Raw genomic sequence first — 21,827 nt, 5'->3', positions numbered from 1 at the left:
GTTGGCCGGTGCGGCGCGGGCCGCGCTGGGCGGCGGGCGGCGGTTGGCGGCGGTCGAGCGGGTCGCGGGCGGCAGCAAGAAGGGCGTGTACCGCCTGTTCATGGACGACGATTCGACGGCGATCGCCTACGTGTGGGAGGCCGACGAGAACTGCTGGCCCGCCGCCGAGGGCGACGACGACCTCACCGACCCGTTCTCGCCCGGCCTGGGGCTCGGCCTGTTCGAGGCGGCGCACGCGCGGCTGGACGGTCTCGGCGTCCGCCTGCCGGCCGTCCGGTTCGTCGACCGCGACCGCGTTCACTCCCCGGCCGACCTGGCGATCGTCGAGGACCTCGGCGGCGAGAGCCTGGAGGCGCTGCTCGCGCGCGACCCGCGCGCCGCCGCACCGGTCATGGCCCGGCTCGGGGAGGCGCTGGAGGAGATGGGACGTCACCGCGCGGCCGAGTACGGCAAGGTGGCCGTCGTCGACGGCGGAGGGACGTCGCGCGGGACGTCGTGCGAGGCCGTCGTGCTGGAGCGGGCGCGGCGGGACCTCGCCGAGGCGGCGTCGCGGGATCCCCGGATCGCGGGGGCCGCCGGCCGGCTGGACGAGCGCTTGCTGAGCCTGGCGGCGGCGGTGCGCCCCCGTGCGGAGTACGCGGTCGTGCACGGTGAACTGGGGCCCGACCACGTGCTGGTGGACGCGGCCGGGCAGCCCGTGCTGATCGACATCGAGGGCGCGGTGTACTTCGACGTCGAGTGGGAGCACGTCTTCCTGCGGATCCGCCTGCACGACGCCTACGGCCCGCTGGCGGCACCGGGGCTGGACGAGGACCGGCTGGCCCTTTACGCCTTGGCGCAGCGCCTCTCCCTGACGGCCGGGCCGTTGCGCCTGCTCGACGGGGACTTCCCCGCGCGTGAGGCCATGGCGGCGATCGCCGAGCACAACCTGGTGCGGACGCTCACAGAGTGGTGAACGGCCGGTGGTCGGCCAGCGCCAGTCGGCGGATGAACGCGGCGGCGCGGACGAGGAGCCTCGCGGGCAGGCGCCGCAGGGGCGAACGGCCGGTGCCGTAGGCGGCCGGCCAGAGGGAGGGGATTCGCTGCATGCGCTCAGGATGGGTTCGGCGGACCGGGCCGTAGGCGATCGTGGACGATCCTGGATGCGGGAGCATGGGCCCTTCGCGCGGATGCCGGTGGCGGTTATCTTGGAACCCGCATTCCAGGTGAGCGAGGTGGCGACGTGCCGGACATCAAGCACTTCGATCCGGACGCGGCGCTGGCGACCGTCGAGCGGCTGTTCTGGGAGCGGGGCCTGGCCGCGACCGGGATCCAGGACATCGTGACCGCGACCGGGCTCAGCCGGTCGAGCCTGTACGCCACGTTCGGGGGCAAGCGCGAGCTCTACCTGGCGGCCCTGCGGCGCTACCGGGAGCGGCGCTCCCTGCCGATGATCGACCGGCTGGCCGAGGACGGGCGCGGGCTGGCGGCGGTCGCCGACTACTTCACCCGGCTGATCGCCACGCGGTGTTCGGGCGAGCACGCCCGGCGGGGCTGCATGGTCGTGAACGCGCACGCCGGGACGGAGAATGGCGACCCGGACGTCCGGGAGATCCTGGACCGGCACCACGGGCAGCTAAGGGAGGCGCTGTACGGGGCGCTGCTGGACGCGCGGGAGGCGGGCGAGCTCGCACCGGGCGTCGATCCGGCGGCCTCCGCGGATCTGCTGGTGCTGCTCGCGTACGGGGTGAACCTGCGGTCCCGGGCCGGCGCGGACGCGGAGTCGCTCGGGGCGACGGTGGCCGCGACGCTCACGACGCTCGGGAGCCGTGCCGGGGGGTAGCACGTCCGGCGGGTGAACGTGCCGACGCGGTCCTTGATGCCTACTCATGTCCCCTTCCGAAAAGCGCAGTTGCCTGCACGCTCCGACAGGGGCGGCTTGACAGGGCGACACCGGCCGCCGCTAACTTGGAACGTACGTTCCTGGATCGGTTCGGCGGGTGTCAGCGGGGGAGGGCGTCGGTGCTGCGGGAATGGGAGCCGGGCGAGGTCCGCACGATGGACGACTTCGTCGCGGAGCTCAGGAAGTTGAAGGCCCGGGCCGGGAACCCGTCCATCACACAGATCACCCGGCGCGTGCATCTCGCCTGGCAGCGGGCCGGCCGGCCCTGCGGCGAGTGGCCGGCGCGGTCGACCGTCGGCAACTGCTTCCGGTTCGGCCGCCGCCGTCCCAACGCGGACCTGCTGCTCGCCGTCGTGCACGCCCTGGTCGACGGCGACGCCGCCGCGGTCTCCGCCTGGCGGCAGGCCCTGCGCACGGTCCTCGGTGAGGCCGAGGCGGCCGGCCGGGTCGCCGCGGCGGGCCGCCTTCCGGACCTGCCCGCCGGGCACGTCGTCCGGGAGGGACTCGTGGAGCGGGCGTCACACGTGCTCGACGACGGTGCGCTCGTCCTGGAAGGGCAGGCCGGCATCGGCAAAACCAGCCTCGCCGTCGACCTTGCCCGCCGCACCCGGACGGCCCGTCCGGTGCTCTTCGCCGACCTGAGGGGATCCGCCGTCGGCGGCGCGCCGCCCGCCGATCCCCGGGCGGTCCTCGAATCCTTCCTCCGGATCCTCGGCGTCGCGGGCGAGCGGATTCCGCACGGCCTGGACGCCCGCGTCCGCCTCTACCGCCAACTGCTCGGCGCGTCGGCGCCGTTGGTGGTCCTGGACGACGCCGCCGACGCGGACCAGGTGCGGCCCCTCCTGCCTGCCGGGCCGACGGGTACCACCCTCGTCACGTCCCGCACCCGCCGGGCCGAACTGGACGGTGTGCGGCGCATGTCCGTCCCGGCGCTGGAACCGAAGGAGGCGCTGGCGGTCCTGCGCGCGACCGCGGGATCGAGCCGGATCGAGGAGGACGAGCAGACGGCCGGGCGGATGGCGGAACTCCTCGGCCATCACCCCCTGGCGCTGTCCGTCATCGGCCGTCACCTGCGCGAGCACCCCGACTGGGAACTCGCCGACTACTCGCCCGAGCCCCTCACCGCCCTGGCCCTCGAAGGCGGCGTGCGAGCCGCCCTCGCCGCCACCGACGCCAAGCTGCCCGGCGAATCACGCCGCCTGCTCAGGCTCCTGGCCCTGCACCCGCGGCGCCCGTTCACCGCGCGGACCGCCGCCGTCCTCGCCGGCCGCCCCGACACCGAGACGCGGGCACTCCTCACGGCCCTCGTCCGCTCCCATCTGGTCGAGGAGAGTGCGGCGGGCTACCACCTGCCCAACCTGGTCCACGCGTACGCCCGGGAGCGGATCGGCATCGACGAACCGGCCAGCTGCGTCCGCCGTGCCGTGGAGCGCGTGTTCGTGCATCACTACAGCACGGTCGCGGTCGCCGTCTGACCCCGTTGCCGTCCCGTCAGGGAGACGTCGGTCGCCGAGGGCTCGTGCGGACGACGGCCTGGTCGCCGCGCGGTCCGAACAGGTGCAGGATCTCCACGGCGCCGGCCCCCGTCGGACCGAACCAATGCGGTTCCGCGGTGTCGAACTCGGCCACCTCGCCCGGCCGGAGCGTGTGTTCGCGGTCGCCGAGGACGAGGCGCAGCTCGCCCGCGAGGACGTACAGCCACTCGTAGCCCTCGTGGGTGACGAGCTTCGGCTCGCGGGGCGCGAGGACGTGCTTGAACACCTGGACCCGGCCCGGGTACTGGGTCAGCGGCACGAGGACGCTGCCGTCGTCCTTGCGCAGCGGTGTGAGGTGCACCCGGGGGTCGCCGGTGGCCGGTGCGGCCACGAGCTGGTCGAGCGGGACGCGGTGCGCGCGTGCGAGGGGGATGAGCAGGTCCAGGGTCGGGCGCCGCAGACCCGATTCGAGGCGGGACAGCGTGCTCACCGAGAGCCCGGTCGCGGCGGCGAGCGCCTCCAGCGTGAGGCCCCTGTCGCGGCGCAGCGTGCGCAGCCGCGGCCCGATGGCGTCGAGGATCTGCTCCAACTCTTCGTCCACGCCGTCCAGTCTCCACTCTTTTGCGGTCTTCGCAAAAAGGCTGGTCGGTGGCGGTCGGCCTGGCCGAGCCTGACCGGGTTGGTACTCCCGGACCCGAGAGGCGGACCATGACCGCGACGATCACCCACCCCGAGCCCGTCCTGGGCGCGCGCAACCGCTGGACGGTGCTGGCGGTCTGCTGCCTGAGCATGTTCCTGGTGGGCCTGGACACCACCGTCGTCAACGTGGGCCTGCCCGCCATCGGACGCGGCCTGGGGGTCGGCGTCCGCAGCCTGGAGTGGACGGTGGACGCCTACACGGTCGTCCTGGCCGGCCTGCTGATCTCCTCCGGCGCGCTGGCGGACCGCTTCGGACGCCGACGGGTGTTCCGGACCGGGCTGGCGGTGTTCGGCGCGGCCTCGCTGGCCTGCGCGGCGGCGCCTTCGGTGGGCTGGCTGGTGGCCGCCCGCGCCGTGCAGGGCGTCGGCGCCTCGATGCTCAGCCCGGTGGCGCTCGCGATCGTGGTGAACGCGATGCCGGACCCGCGCGAGCGGGCACGGGCGATCGGCGTCTGGGCGTCGGTCTTCGGGCTGAGCACGGCCGTGGGCCCGGTCACCGGCGGCGCGCTCCTGGCCGGGCTGGGCTGGCGGTCGCTGTTCTGGATCAATGCCCCGGTCGTGCTGATCGCCCTCGTGCTCAGCGCGGTGTTCGTGCCCGAGTCCCGGGGAGCGCGGGCGCGGCGGCTCGACCTCCCGGGGCAGGCGCTGCTGGCCGTCGTCATCGCGGCCGGCGTCGGCGTCCTGATCGAGGGCCCGCGCATCGGCTGGACCTCACCGGCCGCGCTGGCGGCCTACGCGCTGGCGGCCGGCGCGACGGCCGCCTTCGTGCGGGTCGAGTCCCGTCGAGCCGAACCGCTGATGGATCTGCGGCTCTTCCGCAGTCCGGTGTTCAGTGGTGCCGTGCTGGGCGCGGTGGCCGTCTTCGTCGCCCTGAACGTCACCCTGCTGCTCAACACCCTGTATCTGCAGCACGCCCGGGGCTTCTCGCCCCTGGCCGCCGGGGCCGCGACCCTGCCGATGGCGATCGGCGCGACGGTGTGCGCGCCCTGGTCCGGCCGACTGGTCGGCCGGCGCGGACCGTGGCTCCCGCTGGCCGTGGCCGGCGCCTTCATCCTGGCCGGCGGCCTCTGCCTGGTCGGGCTCGACCGGAACACGAGCGTGGCCCTGCTGCTGGGCGCCTACCTGCTCATCGGCGTCGGCTTCGGCTTCGCCAACGCGCCGATCACCAACACGGCGGTCGGCGGACTGCCGCCCGCGCGGGCCGGGGTGGCCGGCGCGATCACGTCCACCGCACGCCAGGTCGGCTCCGCGCTCGGCATCGCGCTCGCCGGCGCCCTCGTGGCGCACGCCGGCCCGGCGGAGCTCGCGCACGCCTCACGTCCGGGCTGGATCCTGGTGGCCGGCTGCGGACTCCTGCTGCTCCTCACGGCCAGGGCACCGCGCTCCGAGGAGCGTCGTAGGATCCTCGGAAGCTGAGCGCGAGGCGAGGGGGACGTGATGGGCACGGCGTTGCGGACGTTCGAGGCGGCGGGCGGATGGCCCGAGGTCCGGGAGCTGGCGGCCGGGCTCGCCGAACTGGACGAGGCGGTCGAGTTCGCGGTGCGGTGGCACGGCGCGCAGCGCCGCCCGGCCGGGGAGCCGTACCTGGAGCACCTGTTGGAGGCCGTGCGTGTCCTGGTCGAGGGCGCCGGAGTGACCGACGTGGACGTGCTGCGGGCGGCGGTCCTGCACGACGTCGTCGAGGACACCGGGTGCACGGCGGCCGAGGTGCGCGAGCGGTTCGGGCCGCGGGTCGCGGAACTGGTCGGGTGGGTGACGAAGGACGAGCCGGCCGGGGGTCGGTCGAAGGCGGAGGCCCGGGCGGCGTACCTGGACCGGCTGCGGCACGCGCCCGAGGACGCGCTGGTGGTGAAGCTCGCCGACCGCCTGAGCAACGTGCAGCGCCTGGACACCCACCCGCGCCCGGAGAAGCGCCGCGCGTACTACCGGGAGACGCTGACCACCATCGTCCCGCTGGCCCGGACGCACCCGTGGTTCCACGCGTGGTACGCCGCCTGGGCCCGCGAGTTCGCGTACCTGGACACCCCGGGGTAGCTCAGGCGGTCAGCGCCGCGAGTTCGGCGTCGGCGCGCCGGAGGACCAGGGCGAGGACGCGGCCCGCGGCCATCACCCCGTGGGCCGTGTCCGTGGGGCGATGGCCACTATGTCCATGGCTACTTTTCCCGGCCGGCTGGTAGCCACCGTGCGGGCGGCGCCCCTTCAGCCGGAGTGGAGGACCCGGAAGCGCCCGGCGTCCGCCGGGTCCCGGTCGACGACCTGGACCGGGGGCCAGGCCCACTGCCGGACGCCGACGCCCGGGGTGCGGGAGAAGCGGATCCGCCCGCGGGTGCCCTCGACGTCGACGCTCGGCCAGGCTTCGGTGACGCGCGTCGGATCTGTGCCGTGCGACCGCAGGACGTCGGCGAGGACGGTGATCGTGTCGTGGCCCTCGAACGCGACGAAGGACGGCTCCTGGCCGAGTTGTTCACGCAGGGCCGTCTCGACCCTTGCGCCGATCGGGCCGAGACGCTCCGGCAGGTAGCGCGGGAACGGGACGGCCGCGCCGTCGTCGCCCAGCAGCGCCGCCCACTCGGCGAACTCCGGCTGCCCCGCCGGAGCACCGATGAGGACCTCGGCGAGGCGCTGGTCGCACCGCACGGCCTTGACCACCGACACGGCCGGCTCCGGGGCGCCGGTCAGCAGGAGGAGCGCCGTCGCGCCGTCGTGGGCGAGTCGGTCGCACACGACGTCGGGGGACAGCTCGCCCATGTCGAGCTCGATGACGGTGCCGCCGCGCGGAGCGAGGTACTCCCGCAGGATGCGGGTCCCGGACGCCCAGTACACACTCGGCTGGATCGCCACGGCGATCCGGCGGTGGCCCGCGCCGAGGAGGAAGTCCGCGTAGACCCGCCAACTGTGGGACTGCGCCGGGCAGATCCGGGCGACCCGTTCCGTCGGCTCCTCGGTGAGCGCGTCGAGGACGGCCGACGAGCAGAGGAACGGCAGCCCGAGGGCGTCGGCCCTGGTGGCGGCGGCGCGGGCGACGACGCTGTGGTACTCCCCGGCCAGCGCCACCACACCCAGACCCGCCAGCTCGTCCACCGCCGCCTCCGCTCGCTGCGGATCGGCGGCGGTGTCCCGGACCAGCAGTTCGAGCGGCCGGCCGTCGATCCCGCCGGCGTCATTGACTTCGCGAACGGCCAGTTCCAGCCCGGCGATCAGGTGCCGGCCCGCCTCGACCCAGCCGGGCCTCGTCAGCGGGGCGAGGGCGCCGATGCGGATGGACGACGACCCGTCAGTGTGCAGAGGCGTGGGTGACGATGGCGGCGTAGTCATGCGTCGGAGTCTCCCCGTGGCGCCGTGGCCGCGCAAGCGATCTTCCCGCCCGGCCGGTGGGGAGTGTCGGTGCGATCGAATAGCGTGCACGGCATGGATCTTGCAGCAGACGCCCGGGTGGCGGCCGGGCCCGAGGAGAGCTGGTACCTGGACACGGCCTTCACACCAGGGGTCACGCTCGGCGCGCGTTACGACGACCCGTCGACGCCCGTCCGCGTCGTCGAGGTACGGGAGGTGACCACGATCCGCATACCCAGCGGCCGCCTCGTCGTCGACGCGCCGTGGCCGGACGAGGACGAGTCCGACCTGCGCGCCCGGCCAGGCCGGGAGCTCGCGGAGCGGATCCCGCCCGGCACCCACCGGGTGGAAGCGGCCTGGACGGAGGCGCCGTACGACTTCATGGGCGAGCGCCACGACGGTCGGCAGGTCGCCGCCGTCCGCCTCCTGGTCGCCGAAGCGCCCGTGGCCCGTTGGGAGATGGCGCTCGGAGTCGGCGACGACATCGAGCGGATCCGCCCCGGGGGCCGGCGGACCGGCTTCCGGACCGAGACGAACACGGGCAGCTTCGGCGACGCCGTGGCCTGGCCGGCGCTGACGGCTCCGTTCCTGGAGTTCTGGCGGGACGCCCGGCCCGGCGTCCGGCAGCCCCGGCGGACGGAGAACCTCTTCGGCGGTGCCTTCGAGCTCGTGAAGGACGAGGAACGCGGGGCCGACCTCGTGACCTTCAGTGCCGAAGGAGACGACGTGGTGTGGCTGGGGCGTGCGGAGTCCGGTGCCGTCGTCTCGGTCGCGGTGGCCTCCGGGTATCACCTGTTCTCCCGGAAACCCCCGTTCTGAGCGGACCGGGCGCGCAGGCCTTCGGCGAAGGCGTGCGCGGCGGCGAGGTCGCCCGCGTCGGGGCGGGCCTTGCTGATGCCGCCGACGAGCTTGAAGGGGAGCCAGGTGTCGAAGCCGCGGCACGAGAAGGTGTCGGACACCGCGAATCCCTTCCGTGCGAGCCGCCGCACGAGGGGCCGGGTGAAGGGCCCGAACCCCGGCTCGGGAAGCCCACTGGTGGCGAACACGAACGCCTGCGACCGCCCGCCCCCGGGCAGCGCCTCGACGAGCCGGCGCAGCCGCGGGTGGTACCGCCCCGAGAAGATCCCCGACCCGAAGCCCACGAGGTCGTAGGCGGAGAGGTCGGCCGCCGCCACGTCCTCGGGCGCGACGACCGGGGCCGCCAGAACCTGCCCCATGACGTCGGCGACCCGCTGGGTGTTCCCGTGGGACACGGACGTGCACACGATGATGGCCCTCATTGGTGATTCCCCTTCCACTACCGAAGTTCCGTCCGGCTGCGGCCGCCGCCTCGCGCAACGGCCACACCCAACGGGTAGACCGGGTAGCGCCGAGGGACGTGACATCGCGGGGGAGGAACCCAGAACCGTCGGTCGAAGAGGCCTGGATCAGGTGAGCAGGCCGGGAAGTTCCCGGGAGCGCCGGGCGGCCCTGGCGATGCCGAGTCGCAGGAGCGAGTCGGCTGCCGCCAAGGCGACGAGGGCGAGGACGAAGGCGGTCACCGGGTCGAGCCGAGTGGGGGCCGTGCAGAGGACCAGCAGGAAGACGAGCGTGCCCGCGGCGGAGGTGAGGGCGCCGCGCATCATCTCGACGGCGGCGGCTGCGCCGGCTGTGCGGTGCACCGATGTCCCCATCACCGACAGCAGCACCGGCACCGACGACAGGACCCCGCCCACGAACGGGCCCAGCGCCGCCCCGGCGGCGAGGGCGCCCGCCACCGTCACGCCGGACAGCAGCATCCGGACCGGGATCTCCCACGCCCGCGCCGGGCTCGTCCGCCTTTCGTCGGGGTCGGCCTCCGGCCAGGTCAGGAGCCCGGTGACGATCACCGCCGACGTCAGGCCGGCCGTGAGCCAGACGGTCCCGCACAACGTCCCGACCAGCCCGGCCGCTGCCGTGCACAGCAGCGCGCGTGCGAGCGTCCAGGCCGGGCGGCGGGCCGGGGCGAAGCGCGCGTAGGCGAGGCAGAAGCACGCCACCACCAGCGTCCCCGTGACGGTGCCGTGCGCGGCGTCCGCCACCTTGGCGGGGCCGGCGGCGAGCCAGGTCAGGGCCAGGAACGGGCCGGTGCTCGTCGGCGCGCCGAGCAGTTGCCCGCCGCGGCGCGGGCCCAACCGCCGCGCGACGATCGAGGCGAGCAGGACGAGGGACGGGGCGAGAGCGGCCCGGAGCAGCAGCGTTTCCATGACTGCGATCCTTGCGCCGATTGGTCCGATTTTGTGTCGGACATCGAGGCGGAGGGGCATATCCTGGCGCGGGAAACTCGGCAGGATCGCCATCTTGCCGAGAGTTTGTAGCATGGCCACCATGGACCGCATCGACCGCCAGCTCCTCGCCCTCCTCCTCCAGGACGGCCGCGCGACCTACCAGGAGCTCGGCCGCCAGGTCCGGCTCTCGGCGAACACCGTCGCCGACCGCGTCCGGCGGCTCCAGGCGGAGGGGGTCATCCGGGGCTACCGCGCCGAGCTGAACCTGGAGGCGTTCGGGCGCGGCATGCAGATGATCAGCGACATCCGCCTCGGCGAGGGCGTCGACCGCCGGGGCTTCGAGGAGCAACTCGCCGGCGTGCCACAGGTGATCGGCGCGATGCGCCTCACCGGGGACTACGACTTCCAGCTGCGCATGGCGGTGACGGACGCCCGCGAGTTCGAGGCCGTCATCGACCGGCTCAAGGCCGACCTGGGCGTGCGGGAGCTCCGCAGCCGGCTCGTCCTGCACGAGGTCCCGCTGGGTCAGGACCGCGCCCTGGAGACCTGACCGGCTCCCCGAAATTCGGCGGCCCGCGCGCGTCCACGCGGCTATCGTCCCCACCGATGACAGTGCTGACCACAACCCACCCGCCGTAGGTACCTCCGGAGAGTCCGGAGGGCCTTACGGAGGCTCTCGATGTCCCGCACAGCCCGCACCACTCCCCGATACCTCCGCGTCCGCGAGGGCCCGTCGGAGTCCGTGTCCCTGCGCGACCTGCGCTACCCGAACGCCGAACTGGCCGCCGCTGCCCGCGAAGGCCGCAGGCCCTCTCCGACGACGACGCGTCGCCGGATCACCACCTGGGAGTACCTCGCGCTCGACTACCGGATGGGCTCGTTCCCGACCTGGATCGCCACAGCCGAGGCCCGCGCCCGCCGTCAGGGCCGATCGGACGCCCAGCGGATCCGCGGACTCCACCGCGCGGGCCACGACGTCGACGGCGCGGACATCCCGCCCGTCCGCCACCGCCGCGGTGTGCGCTGGCTCCTCCTGTAGGCGGCGAATGCAGGCGGCGAACGCGAAATTGACTGGCGGGCGGCCCGCGAGGGCGAGATGCTCCGGGGGAGTGCCGAGCCGTCCACCGGAGGAGTCGCCATGACCGCAGGTGCGCCCGTCGTCGATGCGCCGGCCGGGGTGGTGCGGGGTGCCCGGGAGGGCGGGGTGGCGGTCTTCCGCGGCATTCCGTTCGCCGAGCCGCCCGTCGGTGTCCGCCGCTTCGGTGCGCCGGCACGCGTCGGGCGGTGGAGCGGAGTGCGGGACGCGACGGCGTTCGGCCCGCCTCCGCCGCAGGGCGGTGCGCTGGGCATGGGCGTGCTGTCGCGGGACAAGTCCGGCGACGACTGGCTGACGGTGAACGTCTGGACGCCCGAGCCCGGTCCGGGTGCCGGGCTGCCGGTGATGGTGTGGATCCAGGGCGGCGGCTACACGGTCGGCACGGCCGCGCTCCCCGAGTACGACGGCGGACGCCTCGCGCGCGAGGGCGGGGTCGTCGTGGTGACGCTCAACTACCGGGTGGGGCTGGAAGGGTTCGGGCACTTCGAAGGGGCGCCCGACAACCGGGGGCTGCTCGACCAGATCGCCGCGCTGGCGTGGGTGCAGGACAACATCCGGGCCTTCGGCGGAGATCCGGATCGCGTGACGGTCTTCGGCCAGTCCGCCGGGGGCGGTTCGGCGGCGGCCCTGCTCGCGATGCCGCGCGCGGCCGGGCTCTTCCGGCGGGCCGTCGCCCAGAGCGCACAGGGCACGTTCTTCACGCCCGAGCTCGCCGCCGACATCGCGACCGTCTGCGCGGCCGAGCTGGGGCTGCGGCCCACGGCGGCCGACCTCGCGGAGGTGGCGCCCGCCGAACTGGCCGCCGCCGGTGACGCGGTCGGTTCGGCGATGGCCCGACGGGCGGACCGCTGGGGCCCGATCGCACACCGGTCGGTCCCGTACTCGCCGGTCGTCGACGGCGACTCCCTGCCCACGACCCCCTGGCAGGCCCTGGCCGCCGGTGCCCGCACGGACGTCGAACTCCTCGTCGGCCACACGCGCAACGAGCAGCGGCTGCTCAGCGCGCTCGACGGCCTCCTCGGCCAGGTGACGCCCGAACAGGCCGCCGCTGCGCTGGAGACCTTCGGCCCGGGCCCGGACGCCGCCCGGCGCTACCGGGACGGATTCCCGGCGGCCGGCCCGGACGAACTGCACGAACTGGTGCTGTCCGACTGGCTGTTCCGCATGCCGAGCCTCCACCTCGCCGAAGCCCGGACCGCCGCCGGCGGCTCGGCCCACGTCTACGAGCTGACCTGGCCCGCCCCGGGCATGGGCGGCATCCTCGGGGCGTGCCACGGCCTGGATGTGCCACTGGTCTTCGGCAACCTCGACCGCGGCCAGCCGGCCCTCCTGCTCGGCGAGACCGCGTCCCCGGAGGCGGAGGCCGTGTCGGCCGGACTGCGTGCCGCGTGGACGTCCTTCGCCACGCACGGAGACCCGGGCTGGCCGCCCTACGACGCCGAGCAGCGCCTCGCCCGGCAGTTCGACACGACCCCGGCCGTCGTCCCGTACCCGGAGGAGACGTCCCGCCGGATCTGGCAGGACCACACCTTCGCCGCCCTCCCGCTCCTCGGCTAGCCTCCCCGCCGGGGAGCGCGCCCTTCGCTGGAGCACTGCGCGCTCAACCGGCCGACCGGGCGCGGGCGCGCAGCATGGAGTCGATGTCGGCGAGCCGTCCCGCGCCCGGGCTCCAGCGGTTCTTGATGCCGCGGCGGATGCCGTCGACCACGGGCAGGCCGCGTTCGTCGCCGCGCAGGGCCACGTCGACGCCGTCCTCGACGAGCCACCGGACCACCTCGTGCCGTCCGGCGTGCGCGGCAGCGGCCAGCAGGTCCACGGCGTCGTCGCCGGCCATCTCGTCCAGCGGGACGTCGCTCAGGAGGTCGAACGCCGCGTCGTCGTCGCCGCGCTCGATGGCGGCCAGCAGCGGGGGAAGGTGCATCAGGCGAGTGTGCCGGTAGTGGCGACGGCGAGGCGAACGGATTCGGGCGGCGGAACGGAGGGGGAGTGGCCCTGACCGCGGAGCGGTGGTCGGAGGGCTCCCGGACCACCGCTCCGCGCGGTCCGTCAGGGGGCGGGGTAGGGCGCGAAGGCGGTGTTGGACTTGCAGCCGAGGTTCTCGAAGGTGCTGATCTTCGTGTTCGGGTCGGTGTACGTCAGGTGGTACTTGCAGGCGCTCTTGAGGTAGCGGCCGTCGACCCCGCCGGGGAAGTCGATCTCCCGGTTCCAGAGGTAGGGGGACTGGTAGTCGTCGACGCGGGCGGTGGCGTTGACGTCGATGCCGCCCGGGGCGTAGATCTCGTAGACCCAGCCGGTCTTGGCGGTTCCGTAGGTGGCGAACTTCTGGGCCACCCACAGCTCGCAACTGGTGCTGAGGTGCGCGCTGCTCTGGCCGCCGCCCTTGACGATGTACTCGGCGAGCGGGGTGACCTGCTCGCCGCGCGGGGTGAAGCCGGTGCGGAAGATGTCGTCCACGTTCTCGCGGGTGTCGCCGCGCCAGAGCGTGTTGACGTCGTTGCGCCACTGCCAGCGCTCGTTGGTCGCAGCGGTCGCGACCGGCTGGGCGATCTGCGGCTCGGTCGTCGTCTGCCACCAGTCCGAGGCGCGGTAGTCGCGGACGGGCCCGCAGGGGAGTGTCAAGTCGTCGGCGGCCGCACGCGGGGCGCGTACGGCCGGCGCGGCGGCGGCCGGGGCAACCGCGACGGTGGAGACGGCGGAGGCGAGGGACAGGGCGGCGAGCACCCGCAGAGCGGCTTGCAGCATGGTGAGGGCCCATCAGTTGATCAACGTGACCGGCCCTTTATAGAGGCGCGGGCCCGGGTGCGCCTGGAGCGATACGCCGAACACCACCCGCACGAGGGGATATTTCGTACCGGGAGGACCGCGGCGTGGGGGTCGCTCGGCGTGGGGGCGGAGTGAGCGCGGGGCGCGCGGACCCGATAGCCCGGGAGAGGGGGTTTTCAAACGTCGTAGACACGAACGTTCACCTATTCGGGTGTAGAAGATCGTCCGAAGCGTTGTTGAACCTGCCCGTCCGCCTACGGTTGGGGGCGAGCGAGAGGGCGGGCTCCGGATGGATCCGTCCGGAGTGGCCTGTTCCCTCTCTCCCCGGGCGAAATGACGGCCCGTCACGTCCTTCGCAACCCTTCTCAGCGGGAGGCCCCTCCATGCCCCTGGGCACCACACCGGAGTCACCGCCGGCGCAGCGGCGCCGGACCGGAGCCACCCTCGCGGTGGTGCGACCATGAGCGCCGCGGCCACGACCGAATCCGCCATCGACCGGATCCTGCGCGGCCCGACCGGCCTCGGGACGGCGAGCCTCTATCCGACCCGCCCGGCCGTCGAGGCCCCGATCGTCGAGCCCCCGGTCGCCGAACTCCCGGCCGTCGAGGCGCCGTCCGCCCCCGCTCCGGCCGCCGCGATCCCGTCCGCCCCGGTCCCCGGCGTGCCGGTCCTGGACGTCCCGCTGCTCGACCCCGCGGGCGCGCCGTCCCCGAGCACGCTCGCCCAGGCCGCCGAGGCCCCGGCCGGGGGCGGCAAGCCGAAGGTGGGCGATCCGATCCCGGGCCTGTACCACCACCCGATCGTCGAGCCCGATCCCGTCCGGGTCGAGGAGCTGAGCCTCAGGATCAAGGCCTGGGCGATCGACGAGATCGAGCTCTACCCGGCGGAGTGGGAGGACCAGTTCGACGGCTTCTCCACCGGCCGCTACATGGTCGCCTGCCACCCGGACGCGCCCAGCGTGGACCACCTGATGCTCGCGGCCCGGCTGATGGTCGCCGAGAACGCCGTGGACGACATCTACTGCGAGGACCACGGCGGTTCGCCCGTCGGCCTCGGCGGCCGCCTGCTGTTGGCGCACACCGCGCTCGACGCGCTGCACACCACGGCCGAGTACCACGGGCCGTGGGAGCAGTCGCTGTCCTCGGACGCGCCGCGCCGGGCGTACAAGTCGGCGATGGACTACTTCGTCGCCGCCGCCACGCCCTCGCAGTCGGACCGCTTCCGGCACGACATGGCGCGCCTGCACCTCGGGTACCTGGCCGAGGCGTCGTGGGCCGAGACGGACCACGTGCCGGAGGTGTGGGAGTACCTGGCGATGCGCCAGTTCAACAACTTCCGTCCCTGCCCGACGCTCACCGACTCGGTCGGCGCCTACGAGCTGCCGTCCGACCTGCACGCGCTCCCCGCGATGCAGCGCGTGATCGCCCTCGCCGGCAACGCCACCACGATCGTCAACGACCTGTACTCGTACACCAAGGAGCTCGCCAGCCCCGGCCGGCACCTGAACCTGCCGGTGGTGCTCGCCGAGCGCGAGGAGCTGTCCGAGCGCGAGGGCTACCTCAAGGCCGTCGAGGTCCACAACGAGCTCATGCACGCCTTCGAGGCGGAGGCGGCCGCGCTCGCGGCGAGCTGCCCCGTCCCGACCCTGCTGCGGTTCCTGCGCGGCGTGGCGGCGTGGCTCGACGGCAACCATTACTGGCACCAGACGAACACCTTCCGGTACACGCTGCCGGACTTCTGGTGACGCCCGACGTTCCCCCGTACCCGGTCCCGGCTTCCGTCCCCGTCCCCGGTGACCGTCCAAGACCACTTTCCGAACACATCTGATCACCTCTTTTCACCTGTCATGCAAGGAGCTTCGACGCATGTCCCTCACCGACGACCTCGCCACCCAGACCGGCGCCGCGATCCCCGGCCCGGCGACTCCCTACCAGGGCGACATCGCGCGCTACTGGGACCATGAGGCCCGGCCCGTGAATCTTCGCCTGGGTGACGTCGACGGTCTCTACCACCACCACTACGGCATCGGCGCGATCGACGAGGCCGCCATCGGCGACCCCGAGGACAGCGAGCGCGAGAAGAAGGTCATCACCGAGCTCCACCGCCTGGAGTCCGCCCAGACCGACGTGCTGCTCGACAACCTCGGCGCGATCACCGCGGACCACACGCTCGTCGACGCCGGCTGCGGGCGCGGCGGCTCCATGGTGATGGCCCACCAGCGCTTCGGCTGCAAGGTCCAGGGCCTGACGCTCTCCGCCCAGCAGGCCGAGTTCGGCAACAACCGCGCCCGTGAGCTGGGCATCGGCGACTCCGTCCGCTCGCACGTCCACAACATGCTGGACATGCCGTTCGAGACCGGGTCGGTCGCGGGCTCGTGGAACAACGAGTCGAGCATGTACGTCGACCTGCACGACCTGTTCGCCGAGCACTCCCGCATCCTGTCGGTCGGCGGCCGGTACGTCACCATCACCGGCTGCTGGAACCCGCGTTACGGCCAGCCGTCCAAGTACGTCTCGCAGATCAACGCGCACTTCGAGTGCAACATCCACTCCCGCCGCGAGTACCTGCGCGCCATGGCGGACAACCGTCTCGTGCCCCAGGCCGTCATCGACCTGACCCCGGACACCCTGCCGTACTGGGAGCTGCGCGCCACCACCTCGCTCGTCACGGGCATCGAGGAGGCGTTCATCAACTCCTACAAGGACGGCTCGTTCCAGTACGTCCTGATCGCCGCCGACCGGGTCTGACCACCCGCCACCGACGCCGCCGACGGCCGCCCCGCACCCGCGGGGCGGCCGTCGCCGTTTGTGCGGAGGGGGGGCTTGACGGTGTCTCCGAGGTGGTCCAAACCTGTTGGCGGAAAAGTGGGTTGGGTGCCCTCCATCGCTGAATCCGGAACAGTATTCCGAGCCGCATTCAGTGAATGGCTACACGCGTAAACTTCGGGTCCGGCCGGCTCGGCCGCGCCGTGACATGGCACTTCACCTGCGCGAACACCGCTCTTAATCGTTCCTTACCCTTGCCCGTTGACCCGCGTTCATCAGCTCTGCTTTCCTTCATGCCCAGCAGACGGCGGAACCGACGCGCAGTCAAATTCCGAGGGTGTAGCGAACCCGATGAATTGGCATGGGCGAATTCGCCGTCGGTCCCTTCCCCACAAGGGATCGCCCGCGGCCCTCGGCCGTGCCGGGCGATCGGAACGAGAGAGGCACCCTCACCCCATGGGTCACTCCCGCACAATTCGTCGCGCCAAGTACGCGGCCCTCACCGGCATAGCGTCCCTGGCGCTCGCCGCCGCCGGTCTGGCCGGCGCGGCCGGCACCGCCACCGCGCAGGACATCTCCGGGGCGAAGGCCGACACCGGCAACGAGTTCAACCCCTGGAGCCCGCAGAACGGTGGCCACGAGTACCGCCACGGCGCGGTGCCGGGCATGAAGCAGCACGAGAACTACAAGAAGTTCGTCGCCGCGCAGCAGCAGGCGGCCGCCACCGGCCAGCAGACCCTGTCCTACGGCGGCGGCGTCGACGGCATCGGCGTCCAGAGCGGCCACTCGAAGGTCTACCTGGTCTTCTACGGGAACCAGTGGGGCACCCAGAGCACCGACTCCAACGGCAACGCGGCCTTCTCCGGCGACTCGGCCGGCGCCGCCGGTGCCACCCAGCAGATGTTCAAGGGCATCGGCACCAACGGCGAGACCTGGTCGGCCGACCTGACCCAGTGGTGCGACGGCCCCAACGTCGCCACCGGCGCCACCAGCTGCCCGTCGAACGCCAACTTCGTGCCGTACCAGAGCGGCGGCGTCCTGTCCGGCGTCTGGTACGACAACGCGGGCGCCTCGCCGCAGCAGTCGACCGGCAACCAGCTGGCCCAGGAGGCCGTCAAGGCCGCCGGGCACTTCGGCAACACGACGGGCGCGGCCAACCGCGACGCGTACTACATCATCCTGTCGCCGCACGGCACCAACCCGGACGACTACCAGAACCCGACCACCGGGTACTGCGCCTGGCACGACTGGAACGGCGACACGACGCTGAACGGCGGCGCGGCCTCCTCGCCCTACGGCGACATCGCGTTCTCCAACCAGCCGTACAACATCGACGCGGGCACCAACTGCGGCGTCGGCTTCGTCAACTCGCCCGGCACGCTGGACGGCTGGACGATGACGCTCGGCCACGAGTGGCACGAGATGATGTCCGACCAGAACCCGGCCGGCGGCTGGACCAACCACGTCACCGGCAGCAGCTACAACGGCCAGGAGAACTCCGACGAGTGCGCCTGGCTCAAGCCCGGCACCACCGGCGGCGCCGCGAACGTCTCGTTCGGCTCCTTCGGCTCCTTCGCCGAGCAGGCCAGCTGGTCCAACGACACCAACTCCTGCGCGATCTCGCACGCCATCCTGACCCACGGCAACACGGTCACCGTCACCAACCCGGGCGGCCAGACCGGCACCGTCGGCACCGCGGGCAGCCTGCAGATCAGCGCCAGTGACTCGGCCTCCGGCCAGACCCTGACCTACGCGGCCACCGGCCTGCCGGCCGGCCTGTCGATCAACTCCTCGACCGGCCTGATCTCCGGCACCCCGACCGCCGCCGGCACCTCCAGCGTGACGGTCACCGCGACCGACACCACCGGCGCCGCGGGCAGCACCTCCTTCAGCTGGACCGAGAACGGCACCGGTGGCGGCGGCAGCGCCATCACCAACGGCGGCTTCGAGGCCGGCAACACCTCCGGCTGGACCGCGGCGGGCTCCACCTCCGCCCCGGCCGCCGCCGCCCACTCGGGCAGCTACGGCGCGATGGTCGGCTCGACCAACCCGACCGGTGACTCCAGCCTCGCCCAGACGTTCACCGCCCCGGCCGGCTCCAGCAAGGTCTCCTTCTGGTACAGCAACACCTGCCCGGACACCGTGACCTACGACTGGGCCACCGCCACCCTGAAGGACAACACCACCGGCACCACCACCACGGTCCTCGCCAAGACCTGCTCCGCCACCGCGGCGTGGGCCAACAAGACGGCGACCGTGACCCCGGGCCACAGCTACACCCTCACCCTGTCGAACCACGACGACAACTACGCGGGTGACCCGACCTACACCTACTACGACGACGTGACCGTCTCCTGACGCCCGTCTGATCCTCAGCTCGACCGACCGCACCGGGGTGGGCCACACGGCCCGCCCCGGTGCGGCGCTTTTTCCTGCGGCTTTACCGCTTCTTTCCTGCTCAGGAGGGATCCGATCGCGCCCCGGCCGCGTCCAACCGGCACCACAGCAGCCCCCACCAGCACGAGGGAACCCCACCGTGAACCTGAGACGACCCGCCACCCTGGCCCTGGCCGCCGCCCTCCTCGCCCTGACCGGCTGCGCCTCCACCGGGGCCTCCACCGGAGCGTCCACCGGGGCGGGCGCACCGGCCTCTCCGACCCCGAGTCCCGCGGCGGTCACGGTGGACGAACACGCCGACCGCACCACGGTCAAGGTCCCGGTCGGTTCGACCGTCACCGTCCAGCTCCACAGCACGTACTGGTCCGCCCCCGCCAGCTCGGCCGCCGACATCGCCGCGCCGAGCGGCACCCCGACGACCGCCCCGTCCCCGTCCTGCCGCCCCGGCGCCGGCTGCGGCACCGTGACGACGGCGTTCACCGCCCACGCGGCCGGCACCGTCCACCTCACCGCCACCCGCACGGTCTGCGGCGAGGCCCTCGCGTGCGGGCCGGACCAGCGCACCTACGACGTCACGGTGGAGGTCACGGGCTGAGCGATGCGGTTCCGGTCCGGGCGGCCCGGTTCCGGTTCCGGTTCCGGTCCCGGGCCGGACCGCCTCGGCCTTGGACAGCGCCGCCCGGGTGGCCGAGGATGGAGATCTTCCACCCGAGATGCGTGATGCACCCCAACCCGACGGAGATTCCATGCGTTTGACGTCGAGCGGCCGCCACCATGCCGCGTTCGAGTTCGGCGACCTGCGGGTGGTCTCGCTGCGGGACGGGTACATCGACATGTCGCCGACGCTGCTCCGCGACGAGCACGGCTGCGCGTTCGACGTGCTGCCGGGCGCCGTCCCGCTGGTCGGCGGCAATCTGCGGCTGTCGGTCAACGCCTTCTTCATCACCGACGGAACGCGGTCGGTCCTCGTCGACACCGGCGCGTCCGACGCCTGGCACGACCCCACCATGGGGCTGCTCCACGACGCGCTCGACGAAGCGGGGATCGACCGCGCGCAGATCACCGACGTGGCCATCACCCATCGGCACGTGGACCACGTGAGCGGCCTGATCGCGCCGGACGGTTCGGAGGCGTTCGCCAAGCTCGAACGCGTGTGGATCGGCGCGGGCGACGCCCCGGTGTTCACGGGACGGCTGGAGCCGCTCCGCGACCGGGTCGTCCCCGTGTCGGAGAAGGCCGTGATCAACGACTGGACGACCGCGGTCCCGGCGCCGGGTCACACGCCCGGTCACACCGTCTACGACATCAGGAGCGGCACCGGCCGCCTCCTCGTCTGGGGCGACACCGTGCACGTGCCCACGCTGCAGTTCGACCGGCCGAACGTGGCCTGGGAGTACGACGGCGACCAGCCCCGGGCCCGCGCCGCGCGGGCGGCTCTCCTGGAGCAACTCGCCCAGCCACGGCGGTTCGTGGCCGGCGCCCACCTCGACTCACCCGGAATCGCCCGGGTGGCCCCGGCCGGCGACGGCTACGCGCTGGAGTACCTCGCGCCGCGGATCGGCTGATCAGCCGCGCAGGTGGGCGAGGAGGCCGTCGTCCACCGGGTACGGGCGCTCCTCGGGGAGCAGTGCGTGGGCGGCCGTCAGGTCGCCGGCGCGGACGAGGGCGTGGGCCTCGTGGGCGAGGGCCGTCACGTCGGTGATGCCCACGATCCACTCGTCCGCGTACCGGTGCGCGGCCTCGCCGGAGAGTCCGAGCTGCAAGGCCCGGTGGGGGAGCGCCCGGAGGTGGAGGTCCCGCTCCGGATCCCACTGGACGCGGGCGGGCGCGGTCTTCAACGTGCGCTGCCAGGTGGCCCGGTCGGGGTGCAGGCCCGGGGCGTAGGTCGAGAGGCACGCGTTGCGCAGGGCCCACTCGAAGCCCTCGCGCGTGATCTCGACGGCGAGGACGGTCTCCTGGCCCGCCTTGGTGCCCCATCCGCAGCGGTACATCATCCACAGGAACGACGGCTTGATCCACGTCATCCGGTCCCGCTTCCACGCTGCGGGGAAGCGGCCGTCACGGGCGGCGGGCGGGCCGATCTCCGGCGGGTACGCCTGGTGGACGGTGATCGTCTCCAGCGTGTGGCGGGCGCGGATCTGGTGCAGTGGTACTTCCATCACGGGCCCGAGCATGCCGCCCTTCGGCCCGTTCCACCAGCGGTTTTACGGGACCCACTCGGCGATGGGGGCCGAGAGGTCGAAGACCGCGCCCGTCTGGGCCTTCATCACGCAGTCGTTGCCGAAGGTCTTGCTGTACTCCACGTGCCGCCCGTTCCACGTGCCGTACGCCTTCGCGGTGACGGCGCTGTAGACCATCGGGCACAGGCCGTTCCGGTGGGCGATCCGGTCGATGTCGCCGTCGGCCGCCGCGAGGTCCCGGCAGGCCTGGGCGGCGTGGGGGTGGCCGGTCGCCGAGCCGTCGTCGGCGCAGTGCAGGGTGGTGCTGTCGCGGCCGATCAGCTGCTTGTCGTCCGAGCCGGCGAAGACCGCGACGTTCAGCCAGTTCGCCGTCGTCGTCCGGGCCTGCGCCGCCGTGGCCGGCGCGGCGAGGGCGAGCAGCGCGAGGGTCGCGGCGGCGGCAGCAGCGGTGGTGCGGGGCTTGGGCATGGGAGTGCTCCCTCGGGGACGGCGACCGGCCGGACGGACAACGACTCGCCCGCCCCCGGGGACACGGCCCCGGGGGCCACGGCACCAGGTCGGCGGCCGGTCAGTTCCCGGAGAGGTGTTGGCGTACGCACTCCGTGTACTGGTGGAAGCTGTCGGGCTGATAGCACGCCTGCGTCCGGTTGGCGTACCAGACGAAGAAGACTGCGACGAGGCCGGACACCACGATCGCGAGGGACGACGTCACCACGGCCGTGACGGCCGCGCCCCGGCCGGTGCCGGTCCGCCGGGCCTTCGGCAGCGCTGCGATGCCCAGGACCAGGCCGATCACGCCGAGCGGGCCGCCGATGAAGGCGACCGAGGTGAGCAGGCTCGCCGTGCCCAGCACCACGGCCGCCACGGCCAGGCCGTTCCTGGCGGGCGGGGTGTGGTGCAGGGGCGTCCCGGCGGCCCGGGTGTCGTGCGCGTTCAACAGGGGTTCTCCCATCAGGTGGATGGGACGATCCTGGTCCGCGGACCTCCCGGA

At 73.2% G+C, this 21,827-nt stretch carries 24 protein-coding genes; 14 read left to right on the top strand and 10 right to left on the bottom strand.

The genetic code is table 11. From position 1 onward, the window contains the following. Nucleotides 1-85: 85 nt before the first annotated feature. Nucleotides 86-955 carry a phosphotransferase gene (locus tag ACFVSN_RS01855; protein WP_387592710.1) on the top strand — a complete coding sequence of 290 codons (870 nt, stop codon included), beginning with the start codon at nt 86-88 and terminating at the stop codon, nt 953-955. Here ACFVSN_RS01855 and ACFVSN_RS01850 read toward each other — a convergent pair. Next, nucleotides 942-1,088, bottom strand: a complete 147-nt coding sequence (locus ACFVSN_RS01850) for a hypothetical protein (RefSeq protein ID WP_380435357.1) — start codon at nt 1,086-1,088, stop codon at nt 942-944. The two genes, ACFVSN_RS01855 and ACFVSN_RS01850, sit on opposite strands and share 14 nt — an antisense overlap. Before the next feature lie 134 nt (nt 1,089-1,222). Between ACFVSN_RS01850 and ACFVSN_RS01845 the strand changes: the two genes are divergently transcribed. Together ACFVSN_RS01845 and ACFVSN_RS01840 are read left to right on the top strand one after the other, a co-directional pair. Further along, a complete protein-coding gene (locus ACFVSN_RS01845) occupies nt 1,223-1,822 on the top strand; it encodes a TetR/AcrR family transcriptional regulator (RefSeq protein ID WP_387592604.1) in 600 nt (199 codons plus the stop codon). Between the two features lie 179 nt (nt 1,823-2,001). Beyond that, complete coding sequence (locus ACFVSN_RS01840) at nt 2,002-3,357, top strand: NB-ARC domain-containing protein (protein ID WP_387592606.1); 1,356 nt, start codon at nt 2,002-2,004, stop codon at nt 3,355-3,357. A gap of 16 nt (nt 3,358-3,373) precedes the next feature. Here the strand turns inward: ACFVSN_RS01840 and ACFVSN_RS01835 are convergent, their stop codons facing one another. Beyond that, nucleotides 3,374-3,958 carry a helix-turn-helix domain-containing protein gene (locus tag ACFVSN_RS01835; protein WP_387592609.1) on the bottom strand — a complete coding sequence of 195 codons (585 nt, stop codon included), beginning with the start codon at nt 3,956-3,958 and terminating at the stop codon, nt 3,374-3,376. Nucleotides 3,959-4,065: 107 nt separating this feature from the next. Here ACFVSN_RS01835 and ACFVSN_RS01830 point away from each other — a divergent pair, with 107 nt between their 5' ends. After that, nucleotides 4,066-5,472 carry an MFS transporter gene (locus ACFVSN_RS01830; RefSeq protein WP_387592612.1) on the top strand — a complete coding sequence of 469 codons (1,407 nt, stop codon included), beginning with the start codon at nt 4,066-4,068 and terminating at the stop codon, nt 5,470-5,472. 21 nt (nt 5,473-5,493) lie between these two features. Further along, nucleotides 5,494-6,090, top strand: a complete 597-nt coding sequence (locus ACFVSN_RS01825; protein ID WP_387592615.1) for an HD domain-containing protein — start codon at nt 5,494-5,496, stop codon at nt 6,088-6,090. A gap of 165 nt (nt 6,091-6,255) precedes the next feature. Here ACFVSN_RS01825 and ACFVSN_RS01820 read toward each other — a convergent pair whose 3' ends face one another. Further along, nucleotides 6,256-7,371, bottom strand: a complete 1,116-nt coding sequence (locus tag ACFVSN_RS01820; protein ID WP_387592618.1) for an ABC transporter substrate-binding protein — start codon at nt 7,369-7,371, stop codon at nt 6,256-6,258. Nucleotides 7,372-7,464: 93 nt separating this feature from the next. Between ACFVSN_RS01820 and ACFVSN_RS01815 the strand changes: the two genes are divergently transcribed. Then, entirely contained in the window at nt 7,465-8,208 is a 744-nt protein-coding gene (locus ACFVSN_RS01815; protein ID WP_387592621.1) for a DUF4241 domain-containing protein, read from the top strand. On the opposite strand, the gene ACFVSN_RS01810 is transcribed toward ACFVSN_RS01815, so the two are convergent. Together ACFVSN_RS01810 and ACFVSN_RS01805 are read right to left on the bottom strand one after the other, a co-directional pair. Beyond that, entirely contained in the window at nt 8,178-8,669 is a 492-nt protein-coding gene (locus ACFVSN_RS01810; RefSeq protein WP_387592623.1) for a flavodoxin family protein, read from the bottom strand. The two genes, ACFVSN_RS01815 and ACFVSN_RS01810, sit on opposite strands and share 31 nt — an antisense overlap. 147 nt (nt 8,670-8,816) lie before the next feature. Beyond that, the gene (locus ACFVSN_RS01805; protein ID WP_387592626.1) at nt 8,817-9,614 is read right to left on the bottom strand and encodes a hypothetical protein; all 798 of its coding nucleotides are present in this window, start codon (nt 9,612-9,614) and stop codon (nt 8,817-8,819) included. A gap of 121 nt (nt 9,615-9,735) precedes the next feature. Here ACFVSN_RS01805 and ACFVSN_RS01800 point away from each other — a divergent pair, with 121 nt between their 5' ends. From ACFVSN_RS01800 to ACFVSN_RS01790, 3 genes are all read left to right on the top strand, one after another. After that, on the top strand, nt 9,736-10,185 hold the full coding sequence (locus tag ACFVSN_RS01800) for an Lrp/AsnC family transcriptional regulator (RefSeq protein WP_380435367.1): 450 nt from the start codon (nt 9,736-9,738) through the stop codon (nt 10,183-10,185). A 129-nt stretch (nt 10,186-10,314) separates the two neighbouring features. Then, the gene (locus ACFVSN_RS01795; protein WP_387592629.1) at nt 10,315-10,674 is read left to right on the top strand and encodes a hypothetical protein; all 360 of its coding nucleotides are present in this window, start codon (nt 10,315-10,317) and stop codon (nt 10,672-10,674) included. A 99-nt stretch (nt 10,675-10,773) separates the two neighbouring features. Continuing rightward, entirely contained in the window at nt 10,774-12,288 is a 1,515-nt protein-coding gene (locus ACFVSN_RS01790; protein ID WP_387592632.1) for a carboxylesterase/lipase family protein, read from the top strand. 43 nt (nt 12,289-12,331) lie between these two features. Here ACFVSN_RS01790 and ACFVSN_RS01785 read toward each other — a convergent pair whose 3' ends face one another. Next, nucleotides 12,332-12,652 carry a hypothetical protein gene (locus tag ACFVSN_RS01785; protein WP_387592635.1) on the bottom strand — a complete coding sequence of 107 codons (321 nt, stop codon included), beginning with the start codon at nt 12,650-12,652 and terminating at the stop codon, nt 12,332-12,334. Nucleotides 12,653-12,777: 125 nt separating this feature from the next. Then, nucleotides 12,778-13,473, bottom strand: a complete 696-nt coding sequence (locus ACFVSN_RS01780; protein ID WP_387592638.1) for a hypothetical protein — start codon at nt 13,471-13,473, stop codon at nt 12,778-12,780. 481 nt (nt 13,474-13,954) lie between these two features. On the opposite strand from ACFVSN_RS01780, the gene ACFVSN_RS01775 reads away from it, so the two are divergent. From ACFVSN_RS01775 to ACFVSN_RS01755, 5 genes are all read left to right on the top strand, one after another. Further along, nucleotides 13,955-15,238: a family 2 encapsulin nanocompartment cargo protein terpene cyclase gene (locus ACFVSN_RS01775; RefSeq protein WP_387592641.1), complete on the top strand. Its 1,284-nt coding sequence runs from the start codon at nt 13,955-13,957 to the stop codon at nt 15,236-15,238. A gap of 121 nt (nt 15,239-15,359) precedes the next feature. Continuing rightward, the gene (locus ACFVSN_RS01770) at nt 15,360-16,241 is read left to right on the top strand and encodes a geranyl diphosphate 2-C-methyltransferase (RefSeq protein ID WP_387592643.1); all 882 of its coding nucleotides are present in this window, start codon (nt 15,360-15,362) and stop codon (nt 16,239-16,241) included. A 474-nt stretch (nt 16,242-16,715) separates the two neighbouring features. Continuing rightward, a complete protein-coding gene (locus ACFVSN_RS01765; RefSeq protein WP_380490596.1) occupies nt 16,716-18,617 on the top strand; it encodes a putative Ig domain-containing protein in 1,902 nt (633 codons plus the stop codon). Between the two features lie 178 nt (nt 18,618-18,795). Next, nucleotides 18,796-19,251, top strand: coding sequence for a hypothetical protein (locus ACFVSN_RS01760; RefSeq protein WP_380490598.1), 456 nt, complete (start codon nt 18,796-18,798; stop codon nt 19,249-19,251). 151 nt (nt 19,252-19,402) lie between these two features. Then, nucleotides 19,403-20,221 (top strand): MBL fold metallo-hydrolase, encoded by an 819-nt coding sequence (locus ACFVSN_RS01755; protein ID WP_387592646.1) that lies wholly within the window; start codon nt 19,403-19,405, stop codon nt 20,219-20,221. On the opposite strand, the gene ACFVSN_RS01750 is transcribed toward ACFVSN_RS01755, so the two are convergent. From ACFVSN_RS01750 to ACFVSN_RS01740, 3 genes are all read right to left on the bottom strand, one after another. Further along, a complete protein-coding gene (locus ACFVSN_RS01750) occupies nt 20,222-20,815 on the bottom strand; it encodes a DUF4291 domain-containing protein (RefSeq protein ID WP_387592713.1) in 594 nt (197 codons plus the stop codon). Nucleotides 20,816-20,860: 45 nt separating this feature from the next. After that, nucleotides 20,861-21,304, bottom strand: a complete 444-nt coding sequence (locus ACFVSN_RS01745; RefSeq protein ID WP_387592649.1) for an SSI family serine proteinase inhibitor — start codon at nt 21,302-21,304, stop codon at nt 20,861-20,863. A gap of 100 nt (nt 21,305-21,404) precedes the next feature. Then, nucleotides 21,405-21,788 (bottom strand): DUF4190 domain-containing protein, encoded by a 384-nt coding sequence (locus ACFVSN_RS01740; protein ID WP_387592652.1) that lies wholly within the window; start codon nt 21,786-21,788, stop codon nt 21,405-21,407. Nucleotides 21,789-21,827 lie beyond the last annotated feature (39 nt).

Source organism: Kitasatospora sp. NPDC057904 (assembly GCF_042887925.1).
Classification (GTDB): Bacteria; Actinomycetota; Actinomycetes; order Streptomycetales; family Streptomycetaceae; genus Kitasatospora.
Note: the sequence above shows the minus strand (reverse complement) of the source record. Positions and strands in the feature narration are given on the sequence as shown.